The following is a 6,744-nucleotide window of genomic DNA, read 5'->3' on the forward strand; positions in this document are numbered from 1 at the left end:
TGATCACCCCGGAGACTACGCCAACCTCAATTCCTACCAACTCCGCGACGGCACCTTGAATCATATGAATCACCTGTGATTCAAGAGTAGTGGCCTGATTCGAGGAGGGGTCACCGATGTGGACGAGCAAGAACCGCGCCCGTTACGACCGCAGCAAATTGCGATATCCGAGCGATCTGACCGACGACGAATGGAGACTGGTCGAACCGGTGATCCCGCCGGGCAAGACTGGCGGGGGCAAGCGGACGGTGATCATGCGGGAGGTGGTGAACGGCCTCATGTACATTCTCTCGACCGGCTGTCAGTGGCGCGCGATCCCGAAAGACCTGCCGCCGAGAAGCTCGGTCCACGGCTACTTCGATCTGTGGACCTATGACGGCACATTGGAGCGAATCCACCACGCGCTTTATGAGCAGTGTCGCGAACGAGCGCAGCGGAAAGCCAGTCCGACCGCGGCCATCATCGACAGCCAGAGCGTGAAAAGCGCAGAAAAAGGGGGGCGTGCATTGATCCGCACGGGTACGATGCGGGCAAGAAGATCAAGGGCAAGAAGCGGCACATTCTCGTCGACACGGTAGGTCTTCTGCTCCACGCCGTCGTTCATCCGGCCGACATTCAGGATCGCGATGGAGGCGTTCTCGTGATGGCCACACTGTTCGAGATGTTTCCGTTTTTGAAGAAGCTGTTCGTAGATAGCGGGTATAAAGGACCGAAATTTGCCAATGCGCTCGCGAAAGTTCGACCGCATATCGAGATCGAAATCGTCAAACGTTCCGATCAGGTCGGCAGCTTTGTGGTCTTGCCCAAACGCTGGATCGTCGAGCGCACCATTGCGTGGCTCAACCGCTGCCGCCGCCTTGCCAAGGACTGGGAGTGCCTCAACCGAAAGGCGTTGGCGTTCTTGCGCCTCGCCTCAATCCGTCTCATGCTCAGAAAACTCTGCAATCCGGCCTGAAGTGTCCGGACAGACTCTAACACTACAGTTGCCTTTTATGGAGATTTCTGAATCCATGGGCAACCATGATTCGAAGATCGTGGGCGCAGACAGCGTCGATTGAAGAGACGCTTGCGCTGTGGGCGGCGTCGCTTCGTGAGATCAAGAAACGGATACGTCCGTTGTTCAATCAAGATCGCGTTGCGAGGAATGCAGGCTTGTTCCTGGAAGGCCTTCTCGGAGATGAGCAACGCAAAACCGGCTGGATGCGCGCGGAGGCAGCTGGCGATCCTGGCCCTTGGCGGCAACAAGCGATCCTGGGGCGCAGGGATTGGGATGCGGATGGCCTGCGCGATATCGTCCGCGATTATGTCATCGAGCATTTGGCGGATCACGATGCGGTCCTCGTGATCGACGAGACCGGCTTTCTCAAGCAGGGCAAGGCGTCGTGCGGAGTGGCGCGGCAATATACTGGTTCCGCGGGCAAGATCACGAACTGCCAGATTGGCGTCTTCGCTGCCTACGTATCGCGCCACGGTCATGCGTTCATCGATCGCGCGCTGTATCTTCCGAAGGAATGGACCGACGATCCAACTCGCCTCAAAGCCGCATACGTGCCCGCCGATGCCGGCTTTGCGACCAAACCAAGGCTTGCGACGAGAATGATTGCACGCGCCATAGCCGCGTCCGTCCCATTCAAGTGGGTCGCCGGCGATACCGTCTACGGCGTTGGCGATATCGAACAGCAACTACGCAAAGCAGGCAAAGGCTATGTGCTCGGGGTCAGCAGTGCTCATGTATTTCAATCCTGGGGCAAGCGGCGATCGGTTGCCGGTGCGGCCGCGGACATCGCCCGGACGCTCCGCTCGTCCGACTGGAAAAGCCTGTCGACAGGGGCCGGAACCAAAGGACCGCGGCTGCATGATTGGTGCTATCTCGAGTTGGCCGATCTAGAAGTCGAAGAATCAAACGACACAAATCACGGTCTTTGGACGCGAGGTCTACTGATCCGTCGCCATATCGCCGATGGCGATCTCGCCTTCTTCACCACTTGGTGTCCAGCGGGAACATCCATCGAAACGCTGGTGGCGGTCGAAGGCCATCGGTGGGCGATCGAGGACAGTTTCGAAACCGCGAAGAACGAGTTCGGACTCGATCACAACGAGAGCAGATCCTGGCATGGCTGGCACCGTCACGTGTCCCTGGTGATGCTCGCCTTCGCCATGATGGCGGTGATCCGCCATCGCGCTAATCCGGTTGTGCCAAAAAAAAAGCAACGCCGAACCAAGACAAAAGCAAAGGCCTCACCACCCCGTCATTGATCCGTTGGTCAATCCAGGAAGTCCGCCGCATCGCCACCAGACTCGCTCGAAAGCGCATCCAGCCCGCACACATCATCGCATGGTCGCTCTGGCGCAGAGCCCACCAGGCCGCCGCTCAGCGGGCGCATTTCAAAGCAAGTAGGCAACTGTAATGCTAAGGCAAATCGTAGCTATCACAGATTGTGATGGTAAAAAGCGGTCGTCACCGGACACTTACCAGCCTACCGATGCTTGGCTGGGATCCTCCAAGGCTTGAACTAAATACAACAATCTCTCAGTGGATACTTGTAGGTATCTTCATGACTCTTGAGCGCATCAAGTATTCCCTTACTCGAAAAAACTCTAACATCGTACTGACAGAGACTTATTATCGGGAAGCGATGGCCAAGAGTGTTATTATATTCTAGCTCGTATTCATATACTTCCTGTTCGCTCCAGTCGACGGACAGCGCCCACTCCATATCACCAACAAGCCGCAGCTTTTGTTCACCGGAATATGTGGCCTTAAGAAACATCTCTTCCAGTTGATCGAGCATTTCCGCTTTATTTCTTTTAAGTGCGGGGAAAATTAACTGACCATCTTTAATGGCTTTGTGCACGTCGGGGTAAACCTCGCGCAAGACCTTTAGAATGTGAGCCTTGCCAGGTTGGGTGGCATTAAGAAAGCATATGTCCCCGGCCTTTAGGCCCTCTCTTAACAACGGGACAGAAAGTTTAAGACGGCCGGCAGGCCGTCCATAGATCGCGCAAATATGATCGTGGTATGCTATGTCCATTCCGGCGACTTGAGTTTTCGCCGCGTTCTTTACAGAGTCCGGTCGATCCGCGCCCTGGGCCGGGCTGGCCGTCTCCTGAGACACGCTGACGAAGGCGACAAGATCTTCACGCCGAAACCGCCGCGCCCGCTGATCCCCGACGCGATAGCAGGGCAGTTTTCCCGAATCGGTCCACCGCCGAAGTGATGCCTCGCTTACGTTGAGCAGGCTCGCTGCCTGTTTAATGTCTAACAGCTCCTCTTCGCTACGCTTCGCTGCGCGTGATCTTTCTTTGGTCATCCGTTTCTTCCTCGCAAGGCCCCTCTCCTGGGACGGGTAAGCCCCCGACGCCGACAGCCCGTCGAGACCCTTGTAGTTAGGCTATCCATCAGAATAGCGCAACGCTGCGTAAGTTTGATATATCGTGACTCCGAAACGCTGGAGGGACTCGGTGGGTCCGATGAGTAAAGCGCCTTCGGCCGCAACGTCAAAAGGTTTATGTCGGGAAGATGAGGGGTGGGCACAGCCCGCCACCACTCGGATCGGGCTCAGGCGCCGGGTGTGCAGCCGCCCGACTGATGTCACCGGAGTCGGTCAAGAGCCGACGCCGAGAGCCTCCCGTTACGCCTTCCTCCCCGCGCCCCATCCCCTTCGATATGCTGGTTAATCGCCGACGCCAGCCACGTCCAAAGCCCTTGTTTCCGCCAGGGCATTCGTCGCGGCGGTGGCCCTCGTCATTCGAAACGCGCGCAATAAGCGCTTGTGGTCGTCCCCGCAGTTGCACAAAAGGGCCTCCTGTTCTCGTGAATGACAACCGTGCGCTATCTGTTCTCGCTTTCGCTGCTAATAGCTATGCAATTCCGTCACATAGAGCTTGACAGAGATGCATAGCCTTGTATAGAACTAGCCCGCCGACATCTGGATCGCGCGCGACAAGCCAATAAGCGAGCGGCCTGATGCGGTTAGCAAACCACAGTAAGGGAGGATAACGTGAGCCCGAATCCAACGAACATACATACGGGTAAGACCTTGCGCCTACTTTATCATCCGGGGTCCCAGCCATGCCGCTCAGCACATCAATTCATGTATGAGATTGACGTTCCCTTCGAGGAAGAAGTCGTGGACATCACCACGGACATCACCGAGAGGCAAGAGTTCAGGGATAAGTACAACCCGACGGGGCAGGTTCCGATTCTCGTTGATGGTGAGTTCACCGTTTGGGAGAGCGTAGCCATCGCGCGCTACGTGAACGAGAAGTTCGACGGCGCCGGCAACTGGTTCGGACGCGGCACGCAAGAGAGGGCGCAGATCAACCAGTTTCTACAATGGTACGCCTATACTCTCCGCCTTGGAGGTGGGGCGTTCCACTGGAACATCTTCGGCTGTTTGATCTATGGGGAGAAGCCGTACAGTCCAAAATTCACCGCGGAGCAAAACAAAGGGCGCACCCTTTTGTACGAAGCCATGGGGACGCTAGAGAATTACTGGCTGAGGGACCGCGAATATGTTTGCGGGGATGAGGTCAGCTATGCGGATTTGGCCGCTTTCCATGAGTTCGTGTCGCATGAGGCCGGCAAGATCATTCCGGACCGTGTCTGGCAAGGATTCCCCAAAATCGCGGCATGGTTCAAGAAACTATCTGAACGGCCTCACGCGAAGACCGTGAGCGAGTGGCAGTATACGAACGTCGGGAAAATGATCCGAGGCGAGTTAACGGCGAGTATGTTTAAGCGCAAGACGGCTGTGTTGAAGGGGACGGAGGTCTTCAGCGGACACAACCATGGAATTCCTTACTTGAACGAGAAGGCAGAGGACTACTTCAAGCGGGTTGAGAAGGAGGGCGCGGCAGTCGCTTAGACCGCGCTATCGCGCAGGATAACTTGCGTGCACGGCCTCGGCGCCGGCAAGGCTCGGAGCAAGATCCGATCCTTGTCGGCGATCCGGAAGCCCGAATAGACGGTGTCCGTCCGTTCTGTTCATCGCATTCCTTCGATGACCGGACAATGTCAATCCTTCGATAACGGGACAATGTCAATGCTCGAGTCACCTACCCATGGACGACTCACCTACCTCGCGAAATCCGTAGAGTCTTCGCTCTATCGCAACGGCAAGGTCTTCGCTCGCCGTGACCGTGACGGCAACGACGGCGCGCATCACGGGGCGGTGATGGAACATCGGGACGTTGTGATCAATGACGCGCGGCAGCGCAACCTCGATCAATCCTGGCGACAGTTCAATGTACGCGGTTTCGAACTGCTTCATCGGCCTCTGCAGCGACCTGAACTCCAGTTTTTTGATAACCGGCAGGTCGTTCGGGAGTACTACCCTGAGTGTGCCGAGATCGTAAGGCAGGCCACGAATGCAGCGCAGGTCTTTGCGTTCGATCACAACGTCCGCTTAGCCGAAAACATGGGCGGCGCGAAGCGCATCGCCGGTGGCCAACAGGTACAGAAACCGATCCACGTCGTGCATGGCGATTACACCCTCACGAGTGCACCACAGCGCCTACGTGATCTGGCCAGCCCGCCAGGCGTCAACGACACGCTGCGGGCCGTGCTTGGTCAGGGTGAATCGCTGCTCACGCCCGAAATCGTGTCTCGTACTTTGGATGAGGGCAAGCGGTTTGCCCTTATCAACGTGTGGCGCAGCATTGGTCTCTCGCCCGTAATGAGCGACCCCTTAGCGCTATGCGATGGGCAGAACGTTGAGCCCAATGATCTGGTAGTTTTCGAAATCCACTATCATGATCGCATCGGTGAAAACTATTTCGCGAAGTTCGGGCAGCACCATGAGTGGTGGTATTATCCGCTTATGACGCGGGACGAGGTAATATTGATCAAAACATGGGATTCTGCGGGAGGGCTTGCTCAATCAAATGGTCGGCACGCTGATTCCTATGGGGTCGATGGTAACGCTCCCTGCACATTCAGCTTTCACTCAGCGTTCAGCGATTCCAACACCCCGGCTGATGCGCCAGAAAGGCAAAGCATCGAAGTAAGATGCGTCGCCCTTTTTGACTGATGTCGAAATCGAAAATAGACCCAGGCGCCTCAGAATGTGGCTCACAGCGAAGGCTTTCACAATGTTAGATGGTAATGGCACAACACGATGGCCTTTGGCCGAGCTGCTGCAGTCCTCCACTCCTCACCCTGACTTCGGCGCGGGCGCGGGCGCGTTGTTGTTTGGCCAATTCGTAGGGGTCTGGGATGCGGACGTCAGGTTTATCGACTCGGACGGCTCGGTGTCGATCGATGGGCCCGGCGTCTGGTCATTTGGCTGGGTGCTCGACGGCAGAGTAATCCAAGACGTTTTGACCTACCCACGAGCAGGCAGCGCACGACCAGGCGAGCGCGGTATTGGCACGACCTTGCGACGCTACAATCCAGATGCCGACACCTGGGCAGTGATATGGTGCGGAGCGACCTCGGGCGTTTTGGTCACTCTGACCGCCAAGGCCGTCGACTACGGTATCCAGCTCGATGGCTTCGCCGCGAACGGCACGCCGCTCCGTTGGTCCTTCACGGATATCGCCGATGATAGGTTTCACTGGGGAGGCTACATCCTAGATCAGGAGGGTTCCTGGCGGCTCGAACAGGAAATGAACGTCCGGCGCCGCCTCGAACGCCCCTCCTAGGGCTTGTCGGATCCAGTCTTGTTAGGGGTGTGCGCAGGCCGTCAAGGTGCCGTCCGGAATGCGGTTGGAATTCGGCTTGGCGAATTCTCCGGGAACATG

General features: G+C 57.0%; 5 protein-coding genes and 1 pseudogene. 5 read left to right on the plus strand and 1 reads right to left on the minus strand.

Annotated elements, in window-relative coordinates:
* Positions 1-116 precede the first annotated feature (116 nt).
* Both KHC23_RS04830 and KHC23_RS04835 read left to right on the plus strand, forming a co-directional pair.
* Positions 117-955, plus strand: a pseudogene (locus KHC23_RS04830) (IS5-like element IS1355 family transposase).
* Between the two features lie 65 nt (positions 956-1,020).
* Positions 1,021-2,256: an IS701-like element IS1357 family transposase gene (locus tag KHC23_RS04835; protein WP_013214745.1), complete on the plus strand. Its 1,236-nt coding sequence runs from the start codon at positions 1,021-1,023 to the stop codon at positions 2,254-2,256.
* A 257-nt stretch (positions 2,257-2,513) separates the two neighbouring features.
* Here KHC23_RS04835 and dcmR read toward each other — a convergent pair whose 3' ends face one another.
* Positions 2,514-3,311 (minus strand): transcriptional repressor DcmR, encoded by a 798-nt coding sequence (dcmR, locus tag KHC23_RS04840; protein ID WP_013214746.1) that lies wholly within the window; start codon positions 3,309-3,311, stop codon positions 2,514-2,516.
* A 690-nt stretch (positions 3,312-4,001) separates the two neighbouring features.
* On the opposite strand from dcmR, the gene dcmA reads away from it, so the two are divergent.
* The 3 genes from dcmA to KHC23_RS04855 all read left to right on the plus strand — a co-directional run bounded on the left by dcmA (position 4,002) and on the right by KHC23_RS04855 (position 6,645).
* On the plus strand, positions 4,002-4,868 hold the full coding sequence (gene dcmA / locus KHC23_RS04845; RefSeq protein ID WP_213370067.1) for a dichloromethane dehalogenase: 867 nt from the start codon (positions 4,002-4,004) through the stop codon (positions 4,866-4,868).
* Positions 4,869-5,045: 177 nt separating this feature from the next.
* Entirely contained in the window at positions 5,046-6,032 is a 987-nt protein-coding gene (locus KHC23_RS04850; protein WP_213370069.1) for a CmcJ/NvfI family oxidoreductase, read from the plus strand.
* Positions 6,033-6,126: 94 nt separating this feature from the next.
* Positions 6,127-6,645 (plus strand): hypothetical protein, encoded by a 519-nt coding sequence (locus KHC23_RS04855; protein ID WP_244414045.1) that lies wholly within the window; start codon positions 6,127-6,129, stop codon positions 6,643-6,645.
* Positions 6,646-6,744: the final 99 nt, after the last annotated feature.

Source organism: Ancylobacter dichloromethanicus, from assembly GCF_018390645.1.
Classification (GTDB): Bacteria; Pseudomonadota; Alphaproteobacteria; order Rhizobiales; family Xanthobacteraceae; genus Ancylobacter; species Ancylobacter dichloromethanicus.

What these genes read in the sequence shown, in the direction of transcription:
- KHC23_RS04835 (WP_013214745.1), top strand. Translation starts at nt 1,021, where the DNA reads ATGATTCGAAGATCGTGGGCGCAGACAGCGTCGATTGAAGAGACGCTT.
- dcmR (WP_013214746.1), bottom strand. Translation starts at nt 3,311, where the DNA reads ATGACCAAAGAAAGATCACGCGCAGCGAAGCGTAGCGAAGAGGAGCTG.
- KHC23_RS04850 (WP_213370069.1), top strand. Translation starts at nt 5,046, where the DNA reads ATGCTCGAGTCACCTACCCATGGACGACTCACCTACCTCGCGAAATCC.